We start from the raw sequence: 20,765 nt of genomic DNA, 5'->3' as shown, positions 1-20,765 counted from the left end.
CATTGCCTTTGCCGCCCCACGGTCCTATCGATGGGACATGATGCATCCAGACCAACTTCATATTGATGCCGACCTCGTGCGTGTGCTGATCGCCGACCAGTTCCCACAATATGGTCGCGAGAAGGTGGAGAAGCTGGAGATGACGGGTACGGTCAACGCAATTTTCCGCGTCGGATCGAATATCGCTGCAAGATTTCCCCTACAGGCAACGAACCCGGCTGAATATGCAAAGATATTGCGGAACGAAGCTGCTGCCATGGCGGAATTTGCACAACATTCGCCCGTACCGGCGCCTCAGCCAATGGGCATCGGCCACCCCGCTCGCAACTATCCCATGCCCTGGATGATGCAGAGCTGGATTGAAGGGGATGTTGCCACGCCTGATGGGCTTTCCACTTCCAACAATTTTGCGCTGGATATTGCAAATCTCATTGCTTCACTTCGTCTGGCCGATACCAAAGGCCGTTCTTTTTCAGGAACTGGCAGAGGCGGCGATCTGACGGATCATGATGAGTGGATTGAGACGTGTTTCAGGAACAGCGAAGGCCTGCTGGATGTAGCGCGCCTTCGCTGGAAATGGAAGCAACTGCGCGCATTGCCATCCAGTGGTGCTGACGTAATGAGCCATTGCGATCTCATTCCGGGAAACCTCCTTGCGCGCGACGGACATTTGGTCGGTGTGCTCGATAGCGGTGGCTTCGGACCCGCCGATCCGGCGCTGGACCTTGTCGCAGCCTGGCATCTTTTCGATAGGGAGCGACGCAATATTCTGCGCAAGCATCTTCAATCTGGTGATTTCGAATGGAAACGCGGCGCGGCCTGGGCGTTTCAACAGGCGATGGGGCTGGTCTGGTATTATCGTGTCAGCAATCCGGCCATGAGCATGCTCGGACGAAGCACGCTCTCCCGCATTCTCGATGATTCGGAAATTTGACCGCCCTCATTCGATCAACCCGAAGATCGGGCCGTAACCGCCGTGCCACGAGACATCATTCCGTCCCAGCGCTGGAACGTAAATACCAGCGCCGCCACCGCCGTCGAGAAACAGGGCATTGGGGCATTGGAGATGGTTTCGAAACAATTTTGCGAAATCGTGGAAATTGACCGCGTCTTCGCTGACCGCGAATCGGATCGCGCCGCCACTGCAAATGCCGACACCGCTGCGCCGGGTCTTGTCGGTTGAGCCGACGATGAAAATCGGATTGATCCGGTTGCGGATAACCAGCATCGGCCCGGACTGGGTGGCCAGTTGCGGCTTGATCTTTTGTTTCAGAAAACGGCCTGTCGGCAGGATTTCGGCACCCTTGTCGCCGAGGTAGAAGATGCCGTTCGGCTTCTTGTAAAAGTTCGGTACGGGCCCGGACCCACGAACAGGTGTCGTCTTGCTTGCCGGGCGAAGCTCACGGCCATTTTCGACGTAGAGACCCATCGGCGAAAAATCAGGCTGATACATTCCGGCATTGAGCGCGAAAACCAGTGTCTCACCGCGGCTTGCGGCAGCGTCGGCTATTTTCGAAAAATTGCGATAGGGCTCATCGTCGGAATTTTTCCAGAACAGATGCAAGCCTGTGCCGTCCGCCTTTGCATCGCAGATGATGTAGTTTGTACTTTCAAAGGTTTGGCGGTTGCAGGTCTCCGTGCGGCCGGGCTGCGTCAGCGCAGCTATAGCAGCGAGCGCTATGGCTGCGACGGAGAGGCCTCGCTTCAGGAGAATCATCGCTGCACTGCCTCCCAATGAGTGTTTTTCTATTCAGAAGACAGTGCCACAGCCGGGAGCAGGCGAGAAGCCTTGCGCGCAGGCAGGAAACCGAAGATCAGGCCAGTGGCGAAAGCACAGGCGAAGGCCAGCAGGACGGGTCCCAAGCTGTAGCCGACTGAAAGCCCGGCCCAGCCTGCGACGGCAGCAGCGCCCAGTCCGATCACGACGCCAAATGCACCGCCAATTGCCGAGACGGTCAGCGCTTCGGTAATGAACTGCAGCAGAATATCGCGCCGTCTTGCGCCGGTCGCCATCCGCACGCCGATCTCGCGGGTGCGCTCCGTCACGCTTACCAGCATGATGTTCATGACGCCGATGCCGCCGACCAGAAGCGAGATTGCTGCGACCGACCCCAGAAACAGCGTCATCGTATTGCCCATCGCCGTCGCATCCTCGCGGATGGAGGACATGTTGGTTATCATCGTGTCCTGCTTCTTGTGGCGCTGGTCGAGCAGGTCCTGAATCTGTTCCTGCGTCGTGTTGATGAGGTCGGAATCCTTCACCTGCACCGTGATGGTGCGCACGTATTTCTGGCCGAACAGCCGCAGATTGCCGGTGGAAAGCGGCACTATCACCACGTCGTCCTGATCCGAGCCGCCAAAGCCTGCACCCTTTGGCTCCAGGGTTCCGATCACCTGAAAGGGAATCTTCTGAATCAGGATATATTGGCCGATGGGATTGCTGCCGTCGGGGAACAGGGTGTTGACGACCGTTTTACCCAGCACTGCGACCGGCGCATAGTTGTCCAGATCGCTCTGGCTGATGAAGTCGCCGGTGGCAACCTTCCACGATTTGGCTTCGGAAAAGGCAGGGACAGTGCCGTTTGCCTGTGACTGGTAGTCGACATTGCCACGCCGCAGCGTCACGGTGCCGGTGACTTCGGGGACCGCGGTTCTGATGTTCGGCAGTTCCAGAATGGCGGTGGCATCTTCGGGAACCAGTGTCGCTATCGAGCCTGTTCCCCGGAAGCCTGCCATGGACGGACGTACCAGAATGAGATCGGTGCCCATCGCATTGATGCGGTCGAGAATCGAGTTTTGCGCACCGGTGCCGATGGCGAGCATCGTCACCACGGAACTGACGCCGATGATAATGCCGAGGAGGGTAAGGATCGTCCGGAAGATGTTGGCCCGCAAGGCGCGCATCGCCATCTTCACCGCTTCCGAAATATCGGCGATGCGGGCGGAACTGCCTTCAAGGCTCTCCCGCAACCGGAACGGCGCCTGCGTATCGGGAATAGCTCGTTTTACCGTATCCGAAAGGATCTGGCCGTCGCGGATTTCGATCAGCCGGTCGGCGCGTTCGGCCACTTCGCGGGCATGTGTGATGACGATGACGGTATGACCCTGCGCGTGCATGGAGCGCAGCAGTTCCATCACATCTTCGCCGCTCTGGCTGTCGAGTGCGCCTGTCGGCTCGTCGGCAAGAATGATGCGCCCGCCATTCATGAGTGCACGGGCGATGGAAACGCGCTGCTGCTGGCCGCCGGAAAGCTGGTTCGGGCGATGATCGAGGCGGTCACCGAGTTTCAGCGAGTTGAGCAGTTCGGCGGCACGCGCATGGCGCTCCGATGCGGGCAGGCCTGCATAGATCGCGGGCACTTCGACGTTTTCCTGCGCGGTCGAGGTCGAGATGAGGTTGTAGCTCTGGAAGACGAAGCCAAAGGTTCGGCGACGCAATGCTGCCAGCGCATCGGCATCCAGTGTCGAGACGTCTTCGCCGTCGAGCAGATATTGTCCGCCGCTCGGGCTGTCGAGACAGCCCAGAATGTTCATCAGCGTCGATTTGCCGGAGCCCGACGCGCCCATGATCGCGACGAACTCTCCAGCCTGAATATCGAGCGTGATGCCGTGCAACACCTCAACAGCAAGGTCGCCATTGTGATAGGTCTTGCGGATATCATCCAGTCTGATGAGGGGCGTGTCAGTTACGGGATTTTCGGTCATGAGACGGCTCATCAGAACAGGCGCATGCCGGGCCTGCGGCCACGCTGTCCTGCCGCGGCTTCAGCTCCGCTGGACGCGCTGGTGACGACGACCTTGTCGCCTTCCTCAAGGCCGCTTTTGATCTCTGTCTGCACGCGATTGCGCACGCCGATCTGAACCTGGCGTTCGGTGATCGAACCGTTGTCGCTGACGACCTTGACCGAAATCTGCGGCTTGCCTCTCTGGTTCTGGGGGCCTTTGCGCTTGTAGTTCAGCGCCGACGAGGGGACGATCAACACGTCCTTCGCCTCATCGAGAATGAAATAGACCTGTGTGCTCATGTTGATCATCAGCTCGCCGGTCGGGTTCGGAACGTCGAACAGTGCATAATAGAGCACGACATTGTTCTCGGTCGCAGGCGTCGGCTTGATCTGGCGCAGCGTGCCGGTAAAGCGCTTCTCCGGCTGGCCAAGCAGGGTGAAATAGACCGGCATTCCGGGTTTCAGCCTGCCGATGTCGGCTTCCGAAACCTGCGCTTCCACCGTCATGACCTTGAGATCGGCCACGGTAACAATGGTCGGCGCGCTCTGCACGGCATTCAGCGTTTCGCCTTCCTTGGCGGCCTGATCGACGACCGTGCCTTCCATGGGGCTGTAAATCTTGGTGTAGCCGAGATCGACCTTGTCGCTGGCAAGTTGGGCTTCCTGCTGGCGGATTTGCGCGCCGAGCGCCTTCACATCCGCATCGGCCATGGCGAGGTCGGCATCAGCCTGATCGACGGTGGATTGCGATACGCCGCGTGTGGCCAGAAGCGAGCGCTGGCGTGCCGCATTGGCCTTTTTCAGGGTAAGCTGAGCTTGCTTGCTGAGAAGCTGTGCCTTGAGATTGTCGAGCTGGGCGCTTGATATCTCCACCTTCTTCTCAAAGGGCGATGGATCGATTTCGGCGATAAGCTCGCCCTGCTTGACCTGATCGCCGACTTCGACTTTCACGCTTTTGAGCTGGCCCGAAACCTGCGCGCCGACATTGATGCTGCGCAGCGCGCTGAGTGTGCCGACAGCGGTAATCGCGTTTTCGATATCGCCGCGCGTGACCGTTTCGGCGAGATAGCTCGTTTTCTGGCCTCCAGCTTCACCAGAGCCGTAAAAATACCAGCCCGCGCCGGCCACGATTGCCGCGACGGGAAGCCAGAGCCACCAGCGGCGCGCCTTGCTGCGCGCGCGCTTCTGCGAAGGTGCTGTTCGCTGCCCGGTTTTGGAAGAATCGGAAGATGTAAGCACCGTCAAACCCTCTAACTTTCAGAACCTCCGATCTCCGGAGATTTATCAATATGTCCCGCCAATTCTCTGTCGCATACAACCAAAGCGAGACAATACTTGCCCACTATGGATTGCTAACGGGATATCTATGCTTCTCCGCTCAGGATTTCATCTTAATTATTTGTCATGCAATAATTGTTGGTGACACAAAGGGATGGATGCCTCTGGTTCCTTCCGGTCATGGTGCGAAAGCAAGCGATGAAGAGAACCAAGTTGGCACCAATATACAACTTGCAGTTATTCTTTTGGAAGTCGCAAAATAAAACAGGATTCTTAAAGTAATTAAGTGTTCTTAAATTATCTCCTGATTAAATAAGATCGGGAAATCACATCTGAAAGTAGATGGAAGAATTTAAAACGTGACCTGTCCGCAAAGGCGGATGGTCGGCGCATGCATGATGCATGTTGCTTCGAATTGACATGGGAATAAGGTTTCAATGCTCTTTGACGGGAGGGCAAATGGCTTACCTTATTATGGGGCGAAAAAGGTTTTTATTCATATCGGACAGGTTTTCAAACCTGCATCGAAGAATACCTTCATTGTTATTTTTCAAGCGAAATAAAAGCGGCACGGCAGCGGTCGAATTCGCAATATTGGCGCCGGTTTTTCTTCTGATCCTGATGGGTATGATCGCCTTCGGCCTTTATCTGGGCGTGGCGAATGCCGTCCAGCAGCTTGCGGCAGATGCCACGCGGACGGCGCTGGCGGGTATCGATCCCCCGGAGCGGTTGACGCTGGCGACAACCTACATCCAGAAAAACGCGGCAAAATATTCACTGATCGATCCAGCCAAGATGCAGGTGAGTGTCGACAATGCCCAGTCCGATCCGAACCAGTTCACGGTGACGATCCGCTACAATGTGCAAAACCTGCCGATCTGGAACCTGATGACGGGGCTGCCGCTTCCAGACACGACCATTACAAGGGCATCGACGATAAGGCTTGGCGGAATCTGACACAGGGTGGGGGTATTCGATATGCGGGGTCTGGTATCGCGTTTCCTGCGTGCGCGGGGCGGCAATCTGGCGACAATGGCGGCGCTGGTATCCCCCATATTTCTGGCGGTGGCGGCTTTCAGCGTGGACACAAGTTCGCTGTTTCTGGAGCGGCGCCAGCTGCAGAGCATGGCGGATTTTGCCGCCGTTGCCGGTGCGGCTTCCCTTTCGCAAGCTAATGATGCGGTACTGCGGCAATTACGGGCGAACGGTCTTGATCCGGTGCTGATGACCGGCGCTTACGATCCGTCCGTCGTCAACGGAAAGACCGACAACAAGACGCGTGTCTGGGTGGAGAAGGGCAATTATTTCCCCGATAAAAGTCGTGCGGTTGAGAAGCGTTTTGTCGCCGGCGGCACCAGTCCCGATGCGGTTCGCGTCCGGCTGGCGCGTCCGGGCAATCTCTATTTCGGACAGGCATTCATCAATCGGCCCGCACTTGGCGCGACCGGCATGGCGGCGACAAAGGCGGAGGCGGCATTTTCGATCGGTTCGCGACTGTTGAGCCTGAATACCGATCAGAGTGTGTTGAACGGACTTCTCGGTGGCTTGTTGGGGACCACCCTCAATCTGAAGCTTGTTGATTACAATGCACTCGCGGCAACCGATATCAATCTGCTCGGCTTTCTGGACAAGCTGGCTCCAAAGGTGGGATTGACGGCCGGGACCTATAACCAGCTGCTAAACACGGATGTTTCAGTCGGGATGCTGGCAAGCGTTATGGCGGAGGTCACAACGAGTAATCCAGCAGCAAAGGCTGCTCTGACCCTTCTCGGGTAGAACGCCGGTGCGCTTAACACGAAGCTACCGGTTGGAAAATTGCTAGGCCTTGGATCAATAGCCGACGCATCGCTCGGATCATCTAATAACTACAATATCACCGCTAACGTGCTGCAGATGATAACCGCAGCGGCAATGTTGGGGGGAAACAATCAAATCAAGCTTGGTCCTGGGCTAAGCTTGCCTGGTGTGCTTACGCTTAAACTGGACATTGCCGTTGGAGAGCCAGCACAAAAGACCCCGTTCTTCACTGTTGGAGGGGTAGGTGCTTTGGTCCGCACTGCACAGATACGCCTGCTTCTGGAACTTGAGGTCGGCAATAACGGTATTGTTTCCTATCTGGCCAATGTTCACGTGCCGATCTTTATTGACGTGGCGAGCGGTGAAGCCGAACTCAAAAGTATAAGCTGCCCGCAGGGACCCGGAAGTGCCACGGTAAAACTTGGTGTTAAACCGGGCGTGGCCGGTGTCTATCTTGGCGATACCGATATCGATTTGATGAAGAATTTCAGCAAAACGCCGACCGTCAAGAAGACGGCGATCGCCGTAGTGAAATTGGGACCTCTGGACATAGCCGAGCTTCGCGGACGTGTTGAATTGCCGCTTGGCAATCCTAAGCAGGAAATTGTGACCTTTACTCCTGCCGATATTGCCGCCAAACGGATCAAAACCGTGGGGACCAACCAGCTCGTGGGGTCGCTTTTTGTCGGGCTGGTAAAGGGGCTTGATCTCGAGGTCGTTTTGATAGGATTGCTGCCTTTGCCTCTGCCCTTGAGTGGGCTTACCCAGCTCCTAGGCACCTTGCTAACGCCTTTGGGCCCGGTGGTGGATGGCCTGCTTTTCGGGGTGCTGGATATGCTCGGGGTCAAGATTGGACAAGCCGACGTTCAGGTTACTGGCGTACTTTGCCAGCGCGCGGCTCTGACGCAATAAGAAATCGGCAATAAAAAAGCCCGGCTGAGCCGGGCTTTTTCGTGCGATTTGTCCGTTTATGCCGTGCCGGTCGAACCGAAGCCGCCAGCGCCGCGCGCCGTCTCGGTTACTTGGGCGCGCTCTTCAATCTTCGGCTGGACGACTGGTGCGAAAACAGCCTGTGCAATACGCATACCGCGTTCGATGCGGAAATCGTCATCGCCCAGATTGATGAGAAGAACCTTCACCTCGCCACGATAATCGGAATCGATGGTGCCGGGCGTATTGAGGCAGGTGATGCCGTTCTTGAAGGCAAGGCCCGAGCGCGGACGAATCTGCACTTCAAAACCTTCGGGAATTTCGAAGATCAGCCCTGTCGGCACCAGCGTGCGACGTCCCGGCAGGAGAACGATCTGGCGATCTTCGGCAACGGCTGCCCGCAGGTCCATGCCAGCCGAACCCGTTGTCTCATAGGCCGGGAGTTCGAGGCCTTTCGCATGTTCGAGGCGGATGATGCCGAGCGTTGGCGCTTGTGCGGATGCTACGGTCATGAGGGGGCCTTTCTTGCGGAACATTGTTTCATCGCGCATCTTGTCTGAAACCGTTTCACACTTTTCAGGATGCGCTCTAAATTGGCGACGCTCATACGTGAAAACCAATGAAAGGTGTACCGTCTATTTGCTGTTTTGCAATGATAGTGCGGCACAGGATCATGCTTTTACACGATGAGTTGCCCTCCGCGAGGGATTTAATCCCGCTCCAACGGCACGGCGGTCGTTTCCTTGATCTCTTCCATGACGAATGAAGCCGAAACATCTGACAGGGGAACGCTGGCAATCAGTCGCTGATAAAGCCGGTCATAGGCCTTGACGTCGGAAACACGCGCCTTAAGCACGTAGTCCAGATCGCCGGTCATGCGATAAACTCCGACGATCTCCGGAAAGCGCCCCATGGCACCGCGAAATTTCGTCAGCCAGTCGGGATCGTGGCTCGACGTGCGTACGAGAATGAAGACGGACAGGCCGCAACCGGCCATCTCGGCATCGACCAAAGCGACGCGCGCCTTGATGATCCCCTCATCCTCCATGCGCTTGACCCGGCGCCAGCAGGCATTGCGCGATAAGTGTACCCGCTCGGAGAGAGAATCAACGGACAGGGTGCCATCGATTTGCAGCTGATCCAGGATTCTTCGATCAATTTCGTCCAGTGATGGTTTCATGATGGGATGATTGTCCCAATAGATAGTAATTATCAAGGATATTTTGAGATTTCATCTCAGATGCATTTGCTAGAATGATTTTCCAGAAAGGCGCGATATGCGCCGTATAACGGGAACAACTTACTCATTGACGGGAGTATTTCCAATGACCACTCGCATCACGCGCCTCTTCACCGAACACCCTCAGTCGGTTGACGAGACCTATTTCGAACATATGGCCTTTGCCGGACGTTTTTCGTTCAAGCTTTTTTGTGCGGCCTTTGCGGCACTGATCCATGCAATTTTGCCATTTTTGTTCGAGAAGACGGCGAGCACAATCGTTCGCCAGCTTTATGAGCGGACGCATAACCGGGGCCGGTAAGTACCGGATCGCAAATGTGTCGTTGGGCCGCCTATCTCGGACCTGAAACCTATCTGGAAGACATCATATCGTCTCCCTGCCATTCGCTCGTGGCGCAAAGCCACGATGCGCATGAAGCCAAAACACGTACCAATGGCGACGGCTTCGGCGTTGCCTGGTATGGCAATCGCGATGAACCGGGCCTTTATCGGGATATTCTGCCCGCATGGTCCGACCAGAATCTTCGCAGCCTTGCGCGGCAAATTCAGTCGCGCCTTTTCCTTGCGCATGTGCGGGCCTCGACCGGCGGGCTGACCAGCCGTTCCAACTGCCATCCCTTCGTTTCCGGACGCTGGAGCTTCATGCATAACGGCCAGATCGGTCATTTCGACCGGCTGCGTCGCAGGCTGGAAAGCCATCTGAGCGACGACGTCTATGGCCAGAAGCATGGCGCAACCGATTCGGAACTGATCTTCCTGCTGATGCTGGAATTCGGCCTCGACACTGATCCAGTGCTGGCCATGAAGCGCATGGTGGCAACGGTTGTCGAGGAAGCAGTTCGCGGCGGTGTGCCGCCATTTCTGCGGCTGACTGCGGCGTTTTCCGACGGGAATCAGCTTTACGCGATCCGCTATGCCACCGATGCTTTCGCGCCGACGCTTTATACCGCGACACTTGGCGGATCGTCCGGCATATGCGTGGTGTCGGAGCCGCTGGACGGTGAAGCCGCCAACTGGATGGCGGTGCCGGCAAACAGTTTTGTCACCGTTTCCCGGCAAGGCCGCATTGCGATCGAGACTTTCGAAGAACCGATTTCCCGACCGCAGGATGCTGTGACGGTTTAGGCGTTCCCGATCAATATACCTGCCGCCAGCACGAGGCCACCGCCCAGAACCACCTGAAGCACAGAGCGGAGGAACGGTGTTTCCATATAGCGGTTCTGGATGAAGGCGATGGCCCAGAGTTCGAAGAAGACCAGAATCGCTGCGATGCTTGTGGCGGTCCAGAAATCCTTGATCAGATAGGGCAGGGTATGGCCAAGGCCGCCCAGCGTCGTCATGATGCCGCAGGACAGGCCGCGCTTGATCGGCGAGCCTCGGCCCGAGAGCTTGCCGTCATCGTGGATGGCTTCGGTGAAGCCCATCGAAATACCGGCACCGACCGAGGCGGACAGGCCGACCAGAAAGGTCTGCCAGGTATCCTGGGTCGCAAAGGCGGCGGCGAAGATCGGGGCAAGCGTTGAAACCGATCCGTCCATCAGGCCAGCAAGCCCGGGTTGGACATAGGTGAGGATGAACTGCTTGCGCTCGGCGGCGCGCTCCTCATCCTGCACATCGTCCGGCGTCAGTGTGTGTTCCAGTGACTCGGCCTTGGCTTCATGCTGCTTTTCCTGCTGGGCAAGGTCGCCCAGCAATTTGCGGGTGTCTGCATCGCTGACGCGCTTGGCCGCCTCGACATAGAATCGATAGGCCTGTTCCTCCATTTCCGATGCAGCTTCACGCACCTTGTCGATGCCAAGCGGACGCACCAGCCAGTCCGGCTTGCGATCGTAATAGCCGCTGACATGCTCGCGGCGGATCAGCGGAATCCGGTCGCCAAAGCGGGCTTTGTGGCGTTCGATCAGCGCATCGCGATGTCCGTGTTCTTCTGCCGCCATCTGTTCGAAGATTTTCGCCGATTGCGGAAACTCGTCACGCAAGCCGTCGGCATAGGCGAGATAGATGCGTGCATCGTCCTCTTCGGAAGATATGGCAAGCGCCAGAATTTCCTGTTCGGAAAGCGAATCGAAAGGGCGACGGTCGTTGCGGAAGAATCGGCTGAGCATTTCGGGAATCCAAAGTTTAGAATAGTTCTAAAATAGGCTTCGACATCTGGAAGTCAAGCCTTGCAGTGCATGCACAATTGGCGCATTAAAACCCACCCGAAAAGATCGGCCCCACTGCGTAAACCACCAGAAAAGAATCGAATCGATGGCATCGACGAATCTCCACGCAAGCAACAGTCCCCGTCCGCTTAACCGGCAGGATTTCCGCACGCTCGGCCTTTCGGCCCTTGGCGGTGCGCTGGAGTTTTATGATTTCATCATTTTCGTGTTCTTTGCGAGCGTCATCGGCCATCTGTTTTTTCCACCTGATATGCCCGACTGGCTGGTGCTGATCCAGACGTTCGGTATTTTCGCAGCCGGTTATCTGGTGCGGCCCATCGGTGGCATTGTACTGGCGCATTTCGGTGACAAGTTCGGCCGCAAGCGCGTCTTCGCCTTCTCGGTGTTTCTGATGTCGATCTCGACACTGGCCATGGCCTGCCTGCCGACCTATGCAACGCTGGGCGTTGGCGCGCCGATCCTGCTGATCGTCTTCCGCATGTTGCAGGGTGCCGCCATTGGCGGTGAAGTTCCGGGCGCATGGACCTTCGTGGCCGAGCATGTGCCTGCCAATCGTGTCGGCATGGCGTGCGGTTTCCTGTGCTCTGGCCTCACGCTTGGCATCATGATCGGCTCGCTTATTGCGACCGCCATCAACTGGATTTTCACGCCGGAAGAACTGGCGGCTTATGCATGGCGCATTCCGTTTTTCATTGGCGGTATCTTCGGCCTGTTTGCCGTTTATCTGCGCCGCTGGCTGGCTGAAACGCCGATCTTCACCGAGATGAAGAACAGCCATCTGCTCAAGGATAAGCTGCCGCTCGGCACTGTTCTGCGCAACCACATGCATGGCGTTATCATTTCGGTGCTGCTGACATGGATATTGTCGGCAGGCATCGTGGTCACCACGCTGATGACCGCAACTTTCCTGCAGAAACTTTATGGCTACACGCCTTTGCAGTCGCTTGCTGCCACAAGCTTCGGCACACTGTTCCTGATGTTTGGAACTGTGAGCGCAGGCGCGATTGTCGATCGCATTGGCAGCGGGCGCTTCTTTGCTGTTGCAGGCATTTTCTTCGGTGTTGCGACTTTCGTGTTCTACACCTATGCGGCGGTTTCCCTGCCGGTCCTGTTTGCACTTTACGCGGTGATGGGGCTTTCGGTCGGCATGGTTGGTGCAGTGCCTTATGTGATGGTACGCGCATTCCCGGCGCCGGTTCGCTTCTCGGGTCTGTCGTTTTCCTACAATGTTTCCTATGCAGTCTTTGGTGGTCTGACGCCGGTGATCGTGACGTCGCTTCTGGCGGTCAATCCGATGGCACACGCCTGGTATCTGGTGTTCATCGCTGCCCTGACCTGTGGCCTTGGTCTTTACCTGATGGCCCGCAGCGATCAGGTCGAAGGCGAAATCGGTCTGACGGAGCTGTCGGTCGGGACTGCGGTTCCACAGCCGAACTAATGAGAGGGGCCGCGAAAGCGGCCCTTTTTCAATCAAAGAATTTTCTGCATGAAGGTAAGATCAAGCCAGCGCCCGAATTTCTGGCCGACCTGTTTCAGCGTGCCGCAATCCTCAAAGCCCTGCGATTTATGCAGCGCGATGGAAGCGGCATTGCCCGCTTCGATACCGGCAATCAGCACATGTACCTTGCGCTCGCGCGCTTCTTCCACAAGCTCGGTCAGGAGGGCGCGTCCGATGCTGCCGCCGCGTGCATCGCTTGCCACATAGATCGAAAGTTCGGAGGAATGGCGGAAACCCTCGAACGGGCGAAACGGGCCATAGCTCGCATAGCCAACGACCTGACTTTCACGCTCGGCAACCAGCACCGGAAAGCCATCGCGATTACGGGCTTTGAGCCATTCGCGACGGTTTTCCAGATCGACGAGCGTTTCATTCCAGATGGCGAGCGTGTTCTGAACTGCATCATTATAGATGGCGAGCAGGGCAGGGAGATCGGTTTCCGTCGCGTGGCGGATGAGGAGGGTCATTTCAGAACCTTATTGAACAAGAAAACGGCGGGATTTCTCCCGCCGTATCCGATCATTTGCAAGTGAAAAGAATCACCCTTGAGCTTTCAGCTCCAGACGGCGGCGATGCAGGACTGGTTCGGTGTAGCCGTTCGGCTGCTCGCGGCCCTTGAAGACCAGATCGCAGGCGGCCTGGAAGGCAATCGACTTGTCGAAGTCAGCGGCCATCGGGCGATAGAGGGCATCGCCTTCGTTCTGCCTGTCGACGACGGCTGCCATGCGCTTCATGGTTTCCATCACTTGGGCTTCCGAAACGACGCCATGATAGAGCCAGTTGGCGATGTGCTGTGCGGAGATGCGCAGCGTTGCGCGGTCTTCCATCAGGCCGACATTGTTGATGTCCGGAACCTTCGAGCAGCCAACGCCCTGATCGACCCAGCGTACGACGTAACCCAGAATGCCCTGCGCGTTATTGTCGATTTCGTGCTGGATGTCTTCCGGCGTCCAGTTCGGGCGGGTTGCAACCGGCACCGACAGAATGTCGTCGAGCTTGGCGCGCGGACGGCTCTTCAGCTTTGCCTGAACGGCAGCAACATCCACCTGATGATAGTGGGTCGCGTGGAGGGTGGCAGCGGTCGGCGACGGCACCCATGCGGTATTCGCTCCGGCCTTCGGATGGGCGATTTTCTGTTCCAGCATGGCTGCCATCAGGTCCGGCATGGCCCACATGCCCTTGCCAATCTGCGCATGGCCGGAAAGGCCGCATTCGAGACCGATATCGACATTCCACTGTTCGTAAGCACCGATCCAAGCGGCCTGCTTCATATCGCCCTTGCGGATCATCGGGCCTGCTTCCATCGAGGTATGGATCTCGTCGCCGGTGCGGTCAAGGAAGCCGGTATTGATGAAGACGACGCGTTCCTTGGCAGCGCGGATCGCTTCCTTGAGGTTAACCGTGGTGCGGCGTTCCTCGTCCATGATGCCGATTTTGAGCGTGTTCGGCTTCATGCCGAGCATTTCTTCGGTCCGGGTGAAGATTTCGTTGGCGAAAGCCACTTCTTCCGGCCCGTGCATCTTCGGCTTGACGATATAGACCGAGCCTTCGCGCGAATTCATGTGGCGACCATTGGGGCCGATATCGTGCAGCGCGATCAGGCTGGTGAAGGCTGCATCCATGATACCTTCCGGCACTTCATGGCCGTCGGCATCAATGATCGCCGGATTGGTCATGAGGTGGCCGACATTGCGCACCAGCATCAGGGAGCGGCCCTTGAGCGACAGCGTGGAACCGTCCGCAGCCTTGTAGCTGCGGTCGCCATTGAGGCGGCGGGTCATCTGCTTGCCGTTCTTCTCGAACGTGTCTTCCAGCTTGCCGTTCATCAGGCCGAGCCAGTTGCGATAAACCGCAACCTTGTCTTCGGCATCGACGGCAGCAATCGAATCTTCGCAATCCTGAATCGTGCTGACGGCAGATTCCAGAACCACATCGGCAATATGGGCCGGATCGGTCTTGCCGATCGGATGGTCCGCATTGACGACGATGTCGACATGCATGTTGTTCTTGGCCAGCAGTACATTGGTCGGGGCGGCTGCGTCGCCATTATAACCCTTGAACTGGTTGGCATCCTTCAGCGCCGTTGCCGAACCGTCGGTCAGCTTGATTTCAAGTTTGCCGTCCTTGACGGCGAGACCGGCGACATTGGCCCAGTTGCCGGTGGCAAGCGGCGCGCTTTCATCGAGGAAGTTTTTCGCCCAGGCGATGACCTTTTCGCCACGCTTCGGATTGTAGCCCTTGCCCTTTTCCGCGCCGTCGGCATCGGAAATCGCGTCGGTGCCGTAGAGCGCATCATAGAGCGAACCCCAGCGCGCATTAGCGGCGTTGAGCGCGTAGCGGGCATTCATCACCGGAACGACAAGCTGCGGGCCAGCGATATGGGTGATTTCCGGATCGACATTGGTGGTCGAAACCGAGAACTCACCGCCTTCCGGCAGGAGATAGCCGATGTCCTTCAGGAACTGCTGGTAATCCGCCTGGCTGTAGCCCTCGTCGCGGTTCTGCTTGTACCAGGCATCGATCTTGGCCTGCAGTTCGTCACGCTTGGCAAGGAGGGCGCGGTTCTTCGGTGCGAGATCGCGGATGATGGCGGCAAAGCCCTTCCAGAACTTTTCCGGCTCCACACCGGTTCCGGGAGCAGCTTCCTTGGCCAGAAATTCCACCAGTTCAGGGGCAACGCGCAAGCCTTCTATCTCAACGTAATTACCGGCTTTCTGAGAAACCATGGCTATGCCTCCTTCAAAATAAACAAATCTACCGCCGGCACTCTTCAGTGCCAGCTATCATGTTGCCTTTGAACCGCTTTGGTGTGCTTTCGTCAATCGGTGCGTGGGCACATCATCTGTGACGCTGCGGCGAAAATAGCTTTTATAGGGACAACTTGGCGCGAATATCGTCGGGCGTAAAGCCTTGTTCGCGCAATGATGCGAGCGCTGTATCCTGGCGGCTTTTCGACAGTTTCATCCCGTCGTCGCCCAGCACCAGATCGTGATGGTGATAAAGAGGCTCGGGCAGGCCGAGCAGCTTCTGCAGCAGCCGGTGCACGGATGTCGCGTGAAACAGATCGTGCCCGCGCACAACGTGGGTGATGCCCTGCAAGGCATCGTCCACGACAACGGAGAGGTGATAGCTGGTTGGCGTGTCCTTGCGGGCAATCACCACGTCGCCCCATTGCGCTGGATCGGCGTTCACGCGACCGGTCTCGCCATCCGGTCCCGCGCCGCTTTCGTTCCAGAACAATGATTCACCTGCGGCGACAAGCGCCCCAAGCGCTTTCTCCATATTGAGCCGCCAGGCATAGGACATGCCCGAGGCGATACGCTCCATTTGTTCCTTTTCGGTCAGATCGCGCTCGCTTTGCGGATAGAGCGGTGTTCCATCCGGGTCGGAAGGCCAGTCCTTGCCCTTGGCGAAAGCTTCGCCGATCCGCTCGCGAACTTCGCCCCGGCTGAGGAAGGCCGGATAGACAAGGCCCTTGTCGGCAAGTTTGGTCAAGGCGTTGCGATATTCGCCGAAATGTTCCGACTGGCGACGCACAGGGGTTTCCCATGTCAGGCCAAGCCAGCGGAGATCGTCGTAAATGCCTTGTTCCAGCGCAGGCGTACAGCGTGCTGTGTCGATATCTTCCATGCGCAGCAGGAAGCGCCCGTTGCTCTTTTTGGCCATATCTGCGTTCAGAAGAGCGGAATAGGCATGGCCAAGGTGAAGCTGGCCATTGGGACTCGGAGCAAAGCGGAACACAGGTGCGGTCATGGTGTTTTCAATGTCAGTTGCCGGTGTCAGTTGAATGTCATCTGATTCCATTGGTACGTTGTGCACCGAGAGAATGAAAGGCTGTGCGATGCGGCGGATCGATACATTGAGCGATATTGAGGCGGGGCTGGAGGCTCTGGTTCTCGCTGATATTCGGCTGGCCGATATTCGCAGCCGGTCCCATGCGGTGCCGCTGCGCCGGTCCGAACCCGGATTTGAAAGTCTGGCATCCATCATTGTCGCACAACAGGTTTCGACGGCCAGTGCCGCCGCGATCTGGGCCCGGCTGAAACAGACCATCGATCCGCTGACGCCCGAAACCTATATTGCGGGCGGAGAGGAGGCTTGGCGTTTTGCTGGTCTCTCGCGTCCCAAGCAGAGAACGCTGTTTGCCTTGAGTGAAGCTTTGACAGAAGGGGCAATCGACCTGCATGGGCTTTGCGATCTGCCTGCCGAAGAAGCGATCGCGGCACTGACGGCCATCAAGGGCATCGGCCCGTGGACGGCGGAGGTCTATCTTCTGTTTGCTGCCGGTCATCCGGACGTGTTTCCGGCGGGTGATGTGGCGTTGCAGACGGCTGTTGGCCACGCCTTTGCCCATGAGATCCGGCCCGATGCTGTTGCCCTTCGCAAGCTGACGGAAGACTGGGCGCCATGGCGCGGCGTGGCGGCGCGATTGTTCTGGGCTTATTATGCGGCGATCAAGGGACGTGAAGCGGCGCCACTTTTATAGATGCTGCTGTAAAACTTGCGTGTTTCCCGAAGCATAAATGCGTTTCCGCTTCACAATCCTGTCACGTCGGGCTTACATTATCCGCATCGGCTGATGACGGAATTTCGATTCGCGGAAGCTTGATTTTCTGCTGATTGCAGTCCCGTCCTTAGAGCGCCGTGCGCCCTATGGGGCGCACAAAGGTGCTCTAATTATTTGAGAATACGCATCGGGCTTTTCAAAAATCGATTTCGATTTTTGGACCGATGCGTGGAAGGTTGGAGCGTCGTTGTTGCGCCCAAATGGACGCGCGGCGCTTCGATGAAAGCGCAATTCCGCATGGAGAGCCATTTCGCCCTTTTTCGGAGTTGCTCTGAAGGAGGTGCGCCCTTGACTGTTGCCGTCTCGCCCAGAACCGTCTCGACCAGTGGCTTGCCCGCGCTGGTTCTGAACGCTGATTATCGTCCGCTCAGCTATTATCCCCTGTCGCTCTGGTCCTGGCAGGATGCGATCAAGGCGGTGTTTCTCGAACGCGTGAACATTGTGGCGGAATACGATCACATCGTTTCCTCACCATCGTTCTCCATGCGCGTTCCGAGCGTGATTTGCCTGAAGGATTATGTGAAGCCGCCGCGCTATCCTGCGTTCACGCGTTTCAACGTCTTTTTGCGTGATCGTTTCGAGTGCCAGTATTGCGGCTCGCCGCATGACCTGACCTTCGATCACGTTACCCCGCGTTGCCATGGCGGCGAGACGACGTGGGAAAATGTGGTCGCCGCCTGTTCACCATGCAATCTGCGCAAGGGCGGAATGATGCCCGCCGTCGCGCATATGTGGCCGCGCCAGAAGCCAGCCATGCCGACTGTGCAGGACTTGCACAATAACGGCCGCCTTTTCCCACCCAACCATCTGCACGATAGCTGGCTCGATTTTCTATACTGGGATGTCGAACTGGAGCCCTAATCCCTATAGTTTCCCGCTTTTACTTCCCACTTTTCGCAAAAGCGCCGTAGTAGCCGATAGCTGCAAAGAGCAGGCTTGCGACGACGTTCCATCCGGCAAAGGACAGGCCGAGGAAGTGGCCCGGCGCGCTGTCGCATGCGGGCGGACGCGTCGAATTGAGGTCGCTCAGGAGATTGCCTGCATCCAGCGTGACTTTCATTGTCGCGGCACTGCAATCAACCGGTCCCGGCCAGTATTTCAGTTCAACGCCGGTATGATAGATGGCAAGCGCCAGCCCGAAGGTCATCAAGAGTGCGCCGATCAGGATAAGACCGCGCGTCAGGATCGGGGGCCATTTCAGGCCGTAGGAGACCCAAGCTGCAGCCAGAACCGGAACGCCGATATAGTAAGGCGTGCGCTGTTCGAGGCAGAGCTTGCAGGGCATGAAGCCAGCCAGATGCTCGAAGCCCAGTGCCGTGCCGACAGTTGCGGCAAGACCGATGGTCATGATGCCTGCGGTCCATGCCTGTGTTTTGCCGACCGGATTATTGAGTGCAAACGCCATATGGGATTCCTTGAAAAGGCTCTCTTATTCTTAAGGCAAACTGCTTGCTTGTCTCCAAGCAATTTATTTTGACCGAGTTTGGGCGAACCGCTCAGGCGTGAAGATATTTCACAGCAAAAAAGAGCGCGATCAGGACGACAGCCACGAGACTTGCGATCAGGCCAAGGCGCTTTTCGATGAAATCGCGGATTGGTTCGCCATAACGGCGCAGCAGCCAGGCGAGAAAATAGAAACGTGCACCGCGCGCAACGATGGCCGATGCGATGAAGAGCCAGATATTGATGCCAGCTGCACCGGACAGGATCGTCACCACCTTGATCGGCGGCAGATGTGCAAGGCCGGAGGTGATCAGCATCAATAGAATGGTGTCGGCGCTGGTTGTACCGCGCAATTGCTCGAACGTGTCGAGCTTGCCGTACATCTCGAGTACCGGTTTGGCGATCTGCTCGTAGGCATGATAGCCGAGATACCAGCCCGCAATGCCGCCAAGGACGGAAGCCACTGTTGCGATGAAGGCATAACGCCAGGCGCGTTCGGGGCGGGCAAGCGCCATCGGCAGAAACAGGACGTCGGCGGGGACAAGAAAGACCGAGCTTTCTACAAAGGCGATGATGGCGAGCCACCATTCGGCGGATTTTCTTGCGGCAAGCGAAATCGTCCAGTCGTAAAGGCGGCGCAGCATATATTTTCCGGATTATCTTTGGCGGAAGCCATATTAGTAGTTGCACCGTCTATAAATAAAAAAGATGGCGCGAACAATGCGCGCCATCTTTTTTGACACTGCTTTCCAGGGAACGGTATGGAAAACTGCGGTTTTTAACGCTTGTAGGCGCTGCAGATATATTTGGTCTCGAGATATTCCTCGATGCCGTATTTGGAGCCTTCACGACCGAGGCCTGACTGCTTCACGCCGCCAAAGGGCGCGACTTCGTTGGAAATGAGCCCGGTATTGTGACCAACCATGCCGTATTCCAGTCCTTCGCTGACGCGGATCGCGCGGCTGAAATTCTCCGTATAGAAATAAGCCGCCAGACCGAAGATCGTATCATTGGCCATGGCGATGACTTCTTCTTCCGTGTCGAAGGCGAAGAGTGGGGCCAGCGGGCCGAAAGTTTCTTCCTTGGCTACGATCATGTCAGGCGTTACGCCCGTCAGCACGCCCGGTTCGAAGAACAGGCCGCCCAGTTCTTTACCGCCGGTGATGAGCTTCGCGCCCTTGGATACGGCATCGTCAATATGTGCCTTGACCTTGGTGATGGCCTTCGGTTCGATCATTGGGCCGATGACGACACCCGGTTCTGTGCCATTGCCGACCTTGAGTTCCTTGACCTTGGCCGCGAGCTTCTCGGCGAACTTGTCGTAGATCCCGCGCTGCACATAGATGCGGTTGGCGCAGACACAGGTCTGGCCCGCATTGCGGTATTTGGAAATCATGGCACCGTCGACGGCGGCGTCCAGATCAGCATCGTCGAACACGATGAACGGCGCATTGCCGCCAAGTTCCAGCGAGATGCGCTTGATGGTCGGGGCGCATTGCGCCATCAGCAGGCGTCCGACTTCCGTCGAGCCGGTGAAGGAGAGCTTGCGCACAATATCATTGCTTGTCAGTTCGGCACCAATTTCACGCGCCTTGCCGGTAACGATCTGGAGAACGCCAGCCGGAATGCCTGCCTTTTCGGCAAGAACGCCAAGCGCCAGTGCCGTCAGCGGCGTGAGGTCGGCGGGGCGCACGATCATGGTGCAACCGGCCGCAAGGGCAGGGGCTGCCTTGCGGGTAATCATCGCTGCCGGGAAGTTCCATGGCGTGATTGCAGCGGTGACGCCGACCGGCTGGCGGATGACCGTCAGGCGCTGTCCCGCCTGCGGGGCAGGGATAGTGTCTCCATAGACGCGCTTTGCCTCTTCGGCGAACCATTCGATGAATGATGCCGCATAGAGAACTTCGCCGCGTGCCTCAGCAAGCGGCTTGCCCTGTTCCGACGTCATGATAAGAGCGATATCGTCGGCATTGGCAACGATGAGATCGAACCATTTACGCAGGATCGCTGTGCGCTCCTTGGCGGTCTTGGCGGCCCATGCCGGGAAAGCCTTTGCGGAAGCGTCGATAGCTTCCTTGATGGTCGCGACAGAAAGAGAGGGAACTGTGCCGATGACCGAACC

At 57.2% G+C, this 20,765-nt stretch carries 22 protein-coding genes (1 of these 22 only partly in view); 10 read left to right on the top strand and 12 right to left on the bottom strand.

Translation table 11 applies throughout. The features are described from left to right. Positions 1-37: 37 nt before the first annotated feature. Positions 38-934 (top strand): aminoglycoside phosphotransferase family protein, encoded by an 897-nt coding sequence (locus tag ABDF71_RS13105; RefSeq protein ID WP_192800275.1) that lies wholly within the window; start codon positions 38-40, stop codon positions 932-934. A 6-nt stretch (positions 935-940) separates the two neighbouring features. Here the strand turns inward: ABDF71_RS13105 and ABDF71_RS13100 are convergent, their stop codons facing one another. The 3 genes from ABDF71_RS13100 to ABDF71_RS13090 are packed head-to-tail and all read right to left on the bottom strand — an operon-like array spanning position 941 to position 4,964. Next, entirely contained in the window at positions 941-1,717 is a 777-nt protein-coding gene (locus tag ABDF71_RS13100) for a phosphodiester glycosidase family protein (protein ID WP_151664249.1), read from the bottom strand. A 29-nt stretch (positions 1,718-1,746) separates the two neighbouring features. Beyond that, positions 1,747-3,717 (bottom strand): MacB family efflux pump subunit, encoded by a 1,971-nt coding sequence (locus tag ABDF71_RS13095; protein ID WP_151616388.1) that lies wholly within the window; start codon positions 3,715-3,717, stop codon positions 1,747-1,749. Then, positions 3,717-4,964: an efflux RND transporter periplasmic adaptor subunit gene (locus ABDF71_RS13090; RefSeq protein ID WP_151664250.1), complete on the bottom strand. Its 1,248-nt coding sequence runs from the start codon at positions 4,962-4,964 to the stop codon at positions 3,717-3,719. Before ABDF71_RS13090 ends, ABDF71_RS13095 begins: the two co-directional genes overlap by 1 nt. A 50-nt stretch (positions 4,965-5,014) precedes the next feature. Between ABDF71_RS13090 and ABDF71_RS13085 the strand changes: the two genes are divergently transcribed. The 4 genes from ABDF71_RS13085 to ABDF71_RS13070 all read left to right on the top strand — a co-directional run bounded on the left by ABDF71_RS13085 (position 5,015) and on the right by ABDF71_RS13070 (position 7,712). Continuing rightward, complete coding sequence (locus ABDF71_RS13085) at positions 5,015-5,266, top strand: hypothetical protein (RefSeq protein ID WP_010661332.1); 252 nt, start codon at positions 5,015-5,017, stop codon at positions 5,264-5,266. Positions 5,267-5,543: 277 nt separating this feature from the next. Continuing rightward, positions 5,544-5,960, top strand: coding sequence for a TadE/TadG family type IV pilus assembly protein (locus tag ABDF71_RS13080; protein WP_192800276.1), 417 nt, complete (start codon positions 5,544-5,546; stop codon positions 5,958-5,960). Positions 5,961-5,981: 21 nt separating this feature from the next. Continuing rightward, complete coding sequence (locus ABDF71_RS13075; protein ID WP_500061610.1) at positions 5,982-6,779, top strand: TadG family pilus assembly protein; 798 nt, start codon at positions 5,982-5,984, stop codon at positions 6,777-6,779. Positions 6,780-6,896: 117 nt separating this feature from the next. Further along, positions 6,897-7,712: a Tad domain-containing protein gene (locus ABDF71_RS13070; protein WP_235918697.1), complete on the top strand. Its 816-nt coding sequence runs from the start codon at positions 6,897-6,899 to the stop codon at positions 7,710-7,712. Between the two features lie 56 nt (positions 7,713-7,768). Here the strand turns inward: ABDF71_RS13070 and dut are convergent, their stop codons facing one another. Both dut and ABDF71_RS13060 read right to left on the bottom strand, forming a co-directional pair. Beyond that, complete coding sequence (gene dut / locus ABDF71_RS13065) at positions 7,769-8,242, bottom strand: dUTP diphosphatase (RefSeq protein WP_010661329.1); 474 nt, start codon at positions 8,240-8,242, stop codon at positions 7,769-7,771. Positions 8,243-8,439: 197 nt separating this feature from the next. Continuing rightward, a complete protein-coding gene (locus ABDF71_RS13060; RefSeq protein WP_010661328.1) occupies positions 8,440-8,910 on the bottom strand; it encodes an Lrp/AsnC family transcriptional regulator in 471 nt (156 codons plus the stop codon). Between the two features lie 145 nt (positions 8,911-9,055). On the opposite strand from ABDF71_RS13060, the gene ABDF71_RS13055 reads away from it, so the two are divergent. Both ABDF71_RS13055 and ABDF71_RS13050 read left to right on the top strand, forming a co-directional pair. Further along, entirely contained in the window at positions 9,056-9,271 is a 216-nt protein-coding gene (locus ABDF71_RS13055; RefSeq protein ID WP_006473246.1) for a DUF6356 family protein, read from the top strand. A gap of 14 nt (positions 9,272-9,285) precedes the next feature. Beyond that, positions 9,286-10,095 carry a class II glutamine amidotransferase gene (locus tag ABDF71_RS13050; protein ID WP_010661327.1) on the top strand — a complete coding sequence of 270 codons (810 nt, stop codon included), beginning with the start codon at positions 9,286-9,288 and terminating at the stop codon, positions 10,093-10,095. Here ABDF71_RS13050 and mbfA read toward each other — a convergent pair. After that, entirely contained in the window at positions 10,092-11,075 is a 984-nt protein-coding gene (mbfA, locus tag ABDF71_RS13045; protein WP_010661326.1) for an iron exporter MbfA, read from the bottom strand. The two genes, ABDF71_RS13050 and mbfA, sit on opposite strands and share 4 nt — an antisense overlap. A 145-nt stretch (positions 11,076-11,220) precedes the next feature. Between mbfA and ABDF71_RS13040 the strand changes: the two genes are divergently transcribed. After that, positions 11,221-12,573 (top strand): MFS transporter, encoded by a 1,353-nt coding sequence (locus ABDF71_RS13040; RefSeq protein WP_151616393.1) that lies wholly within the window; start codon positions 11,221-11,223, stop codon positions 12,571-12,573. A 32-nt stretch (positions 12,574-12,605) separates the two neighbouring features. On the opposite strand, the gene ABDF71_RS13035 is transcribed toward ABDF71_RS13040, so the two are convergent. From ABDF71_RS13035 to gluQRS, 3 genes are all read right to left on the bottom strand, one after another. Next, positions 12,606-13,100, bottom strand: coding sequence for a GNAT family N-acetyltransferase (locus ABDF71_RS13035; RefSeq protein WP_151664480.1), 495 nt, complete (start codon positions 13,098-13,100; stop codon positions 12,606-12,608). A gap of 72 nt (positions 13,101-13,172) precedes the next feature. Further along, positions 13,173-15,359, bottom strand: a complete 2,187-nt coding sequence (locus ABDF71_RS13030; protein ID WP_500061609.1) for a malate synthase G — start codon at positions 15,357-15,359, stop codon at positions 13,173-13,175. Between the two features lie 142 nt (positions 15,360-15,501). Further along, positions 15,502-16,386, bottom strand: a complete 885-nt coding sequence (gluQRS, locus tag ABDF71_RS13025; RefSeq protein ID WP_010661322.1) for a tRNA glutamyl-Q(34) synthetase GluQRS — start codon at positions 16,384-16,386, stop codon at positions 15,502-15,504. 88 nt (positions 16,387-16,474) lie between these two features. Between gluQRS and ABDF71_RS13020 the strand changes: the two genes are divergently transcribed. Both ABDF71_RS13020 and ABDF71_RS13015 read left to right on the top strand, forming a co-directional pair. Beyond that, positions 16,475-17,119 carry a DNA-3-methyladenine glycosylase family protein gene (locus ABDF71_RS13020; RefSeq protein ID WP_500061669.1) on the top strand — a complete coding sequence of 215 codons (645 nt, stop codon included), beginning with the start codon at positions 16,475-16,477 and terminating at the stop codon, positions 17,117-17,119. A gap of 369 nt (positions 17,120-17,488) precedes the next feature. Continuing rightward, on the top strand, positions 17,489-18,061 hold the full coding sequence (locus ABDF71_RS13015; RefSeq protein ID WP_010661320.1) for an HNH endonuclease: 573 nt from the start codon (positions 17,489-17,491) through the stop codon (positions 18,059-18,061). Between the two features lie 19 nt (positions 18,062-18,080). Here the strand turns inward: ABDF71_RS13015 and ABDF71_RS13010 are convergent, their stop codons facing one another. The 3 genes from ABDF71_RS13010 to ABDF71_RS13000 form a co-directional block, all read right to left on the bottom strand. Beyond that, positions 18,081-18,605 (bottom strand): disulfide bond formation protein B, encoded by a 525-nt coding sequence (locus tag ABDF71_RS13010; protein ID WP_012091378.1) that lies wholly within the window; start codon positions 18,603-18,605, stop codon positions 18,081-18,083. Positions 18,606-18,696: 91 nt separating this feature from the next. After that, positions 18,697-19,287 (bottom strand): YqaA family protein, encoded by a 591-nt coding sequence (locus ABDF71_RS13005; protein WP_010661318.1) that lies wholly within the window; start codon positions 19,285-19,287, stop codon positions 18,697-18,699. Between the two features lie 134 nt (positions 19,288-19,421). After that, positions 19,422-20,765, bottom strand: partial view of an NAD-dependent succinate-semialdehyde dehydrogenase gene (locus ABDF71_RS13000; protein WP_010661317.1) — the 3' portion only. The gene runs 108 nt beyond the window's last position; the window shows 1,344 of its 1,452 coding nt (coding positions 109-1,452); the start codon falls outside the window, past its right edge; the stop codon is at positions 19,422-19,424.

This window comes from Ochrobactrum sp. WV_118_8 (genome assembly GCF_039631535.1).
GTDB lineage: Bacteria > Pseudomonadota > Alphaproteobacteria > Rhizobiales > Rhizobiaceae > Brucella > Brucella anthropi.
The sequence above is the reverse complement of the archived record's forward strand: the minus strand, read 5'-3'. Positions and strand labels throughout refer to the sequence as shown.

What these genes read in the sequence shown, in the direction of transcription:
- ABDF71_RS13105 (WP_192800275.1), top strand. Translation starts at nt 38, where the DNA reads ATGATGCATCCAGACCAACTTCATATTGATGCCGACCTCGTGCGTGTG.
- ABDF71_RS13100 (WP_151664249.1), bottom strand. Translation starts at nt 1,717, where the DNA reads ATGATTCTCCTGAAGCGAGGCCTCTCCGTCGCAGCCATAGCGCTCGCT.
- ABDF71_RS13095 (WP_151616388.1), bottom strand. Translation starts at nt 3,717, where the DNA reads ATGAGCCGTCTCATGACCGAAAATCCCGTAACTGACACGCCCCTCATC.
- ABDF71_RS13085 (WP_010661332.1), top strand. Translation starts at nt 5,015, where the DNA reads ATGTCCCGCCAATTCTCTGTCGCATACAACCAAAGCGAGACAATACTT.
- ABDF71_RS13075 (WP_500061610.1), top strand. Translation starts at nt 5,982, where the DNA reads ATGCGGGGTCTGGTATCGCGTTTCCTGCGTGCGCGGGGCGGCAATCTG.
- ABDF71_RS13070 (WP_235918697.1), top strand. Translation starts at nt 6,897, where the DNA reads ATGATAACCGCAGCGGCAATGTTGGGGGGAAACAATCAAATCAAGCTT.
- dut (WP_010661329.1), bottom strand. Translation starts at nt 8,242, where the DNA reads ATGACCGTAGCATCCGCACAAGCGCCAACGCTCGGCATCATCCGCCTC.
- ABDF71_RS13060 (WP_010661328.1), bottom strand. Translation starts at nt 8,910, where the DNA reads ATGAAACCATCACTGGACGAAATTGATCGAAGAATCCTGGATCAGCTG.
- ABDF71_RS13055 (WP_006473246.1), top strand. Translation starts at nt 9,056, where the DNA reads ATGACCACTCGCATCACGCGCCTCTTCACCGAACACCCTCAGTCGGTT.
- ABDF71_RS13050 (WP_010661327.1), top strand. Translation starts at nt 9,286, where the DNA reads ATGTGTCGTTGGGCCGCCTATCTCGGACCTGAAACCTATCTGGAAGAC.
- mbfA (WP_010661326.1), bottom strand. Translation starts at nt 11,075, where the DNA reads ATGCTCAGCCGATTCTTCCGCAACGACCGTCGCCCTTTCGATTCGCTT.
- ABDF71_RS13040 (WP_151616393.1), top strand. Translation starts at nt 11,221, where the DNA reads ATGGCATCGACGAATCTCCACGCAAGCAACAGTCCCCGTCCGCTTAAC.
- ABDF71_RS13035 (WP_151664480.1), bottom strand. Translation starts at nt 13,100, where the DNA reads ATGACCCTCCTCATCCGCCACGCGACGGAAACCGATCTCCCTGCCCTG.
- ABDF71_RS13030 (WP_500061609.1), bottom strand. Translation starts at nt 15,359, where the DNA reads ATGGTTTCTCAGAAAGCCGGTAATTACGTTGAGATAGAAGGCTTGCGC.
- gluQRS (WP_010661322.1), bottom strand. Translation starts at nt 16,386, where the DNA reads ATGACCGCACCTGTGTTCCGCTTTGCTCCGAGTCCCAATGGCCAGCTT.
- ABDF71_RS13020 (WP_500061669.1), top strand. Translation starts at nt 16,475, where the DNA reads ATGCGGCGGATCGATACATTGAGCGATATTGAGGCGGGGCTGGAGGCT.
- ABDF71_RS13010 (WP_012091378.1), bottom strand. Translation starts at nt 18,605, where the DNA reads ATGGCGTTTGCACTCAATAATCCGGTCGGCAAAACACAGGCATGGACC.
- ABDF71_RS13005 (WP_010661318.1), bottom strand. Translation starts at nt 19,287, where the DNA reads ATGCTGCGCCGCCTTTACGACTGGACGATTTCGCTTGCCGCAAGAAAA.